Annotated in this window: 3 protein-coding genes; 1 reads left to right on the forward strand and 2 read right to left on the reverse strand. The window is 65.6% G+C overall.

Translation table 11 applies throughout. The annotated features are described in order from the left end of the window. The first annotated feature begins 231 nt into the window (after positions 1–231). Positions 232–723 carry a Crp/Fnr family transcriptional regulator gene (locus MKK69_RS02795; RefSeq protein ID WP_243965277.1) on the forward strand — a complete coding sequence of 164 codons (492 nt, stop codon included), beginning with the start codon at positions 232–234 and terminating at the stop codon, positions 721–723. A 24-nt stretch (positions 724–747) separates the two neighbouring features. Here the strand turns inward: MKK69_RS02795 and MKK69_RS02800 are convergent, their stop codons facing one another. Both MKK69_RS02800 and MKK69_RS02805 read right to left on the reverse strand, forming a co-directional pair. Next, positions 748–1,002 carry a hypothetical protein gene (locus MKK69_RS02800; protein WP_243965279.1) on the reverse strand — a complete coding sequence of 85 codons (255 nt, stop codon included), beginning with the start codon at positions 1,000–1,002 and terminating at the stop codon, positions 748–750. Next, on the reverse strand, positions 999–1,520 hold a 522-nt coding region (locus MKK69_RS02805; RefSeq protein ID WP_243965281.1), incomplete at its 5' end, for a Crp/Fnr family transcriptional regulator. The genes MKK69_RS02805 and MKK69_RS02800, both read right to left, overlap by 4 nt.

Genomic DNA, 1,520 nt, shown 5'->3' on the forward strand with positions numbered 1-1,520 from the left:
CGAAACCGTCGTCGGGACTGGAGAAGCGCGACCGGCCGAACCCCATGCCCAGGGGCGTCGAGCGGTAGGCCAGGGGCGTCACGCGGTGGTAGCCGACCGGCTGAAAGGCGATCGCCAGGCTGGCGAGGACCGCCAAGTCCACTTGCCTTCGTCGAACGAGGCATCGTCTCGCTCGTCAGCGTCGCGGCGGACGGCCAACAGGTCGAGGTCGGGCTCGTCGGATGCGAGGGCATGGTTGGCGTGCCGATCCTACTCGATGCCGAGCGGACGCCGGACGAGGCTCGGGTTCAGGCTATCGGGCTAGCGCAGGTCATGCCGGTAAGTGCCCTCACCGATGCGCTTCGGCACAGTCGGCGCCTGCACAATCAGCTGTTGAAGTATGCGCACGTCCTCGGCGTGCAGGCCACGGCCACGGCCTTGGCCAACGGCCGCTACACCCTGGAGCCGCGTCTCGCCCGCTGGCTGCTCATGTGTCACGATCGGACCGAGGGTGACGAACTTCCGACGACGCACCGGTTTCTGTCGCTGATGCTCGGGGTCAATCGTCCGGGCCTGACGGGCGCAATCTCGGTCTTGGAGCGTTCCGGCGTGATCGGTCGACAGCGCGGTACCCTGATCGTCCGCGATCGCGCGGCGCTGCTCGCTTTAGCTGGCCCCTCCTACGGCACTCCCGAGGCCGAATACGAGCGCCTGATTACGGATCCGACGCCGGATGGCCACTGAGAACTTTCTCAGTCCCACCCCAAGCTACGCGCCGACCCGTTTGCTGCTAAGATGCTGCTCGATCCAGTCCTGAGCCGCGTCCAGGTCCAAGAACAAGGGAGCGCTCATCACCGCGGTCGGGCCGAAGCCAGCTTCCAAGAACCACAGGCCGACATCGGCACCGTGCTGGTCGGAGAGCCGAACCAGGACTGCCACGAGGAAGCCGCCCGCGAACACGAGTTGTCCGTTGCTGTCTTGACTGCTGGTGGCGACCCGCACCGGCTGGAGCTGCAGGGTCATCCCGCCGCTCGCTTCCGCAAGTGCAGGTAGGTCGCGTCGAACTCGGAGGCGCGGATCAGCTCATCCCACGCCTTCACCACCAAGGTATGCCGGTGCAGCGTGATCAGCCCGCGGCCGCGCATCTCCCGCAACACGCGGTTGATGTGCACACTGGTCATGCCTGTGGCATCGGCAAGGTCGATCTGGGTGATCGGTAGTGGGCAGCGGTGGTCACCCGCCAGACCAACCGCCTCCTGCTTCAGGTACAATTCGCATAAGAGGTGCGCCAAGTGCTCGAATGCCGGGCGGCGCCCCATGGCGATCAACCATTCCCGGAAGATCGCCGCGTCGATCAGCGTGTCACGCCAGAGTGTGGCCGCGATACCCGGGAAGCGGTTCGTGAGATCGTGCATGCTCTCGTGCGGGATGAACGCGACTGTTGCCCGGGTCATCGTCCCGAGGTTGTGGTCCATCAGTGGGATGTGCAGGCTCTGCAAATCCGGGGTGTCGCCCGCGATGTGGAACGAGAAGATCTGGCG

Source organism: Methylobacterium sp. J-026, assembly GCF_022829585.1.
In the GTDB taxonomy this organism is placed as follows: domain Bacteria; phylum Pseudomonadota; class Alphaproteobacteria; order Rhizobiales; family Beijerinckiaceae; genus Methylobacterium.

Excerpts from the sequence above, each read along its gene's own strand:
- MKK69_RS02795 (WP_243965277.1), top strand. The coding sequence starts at position 232 with ATGGTTGGCGTGCCGATCCTACTCGATGCCGAGCGGACGCCGGACGAG.
- MKK69_RS02800 (WP_243965279.1), bottom strand. The coding sequence starts at position 1,002 with ATGACCCTGCAGCTCCAGCCGGTGCGGGTCGCCACCAGCAGTCAAGAC.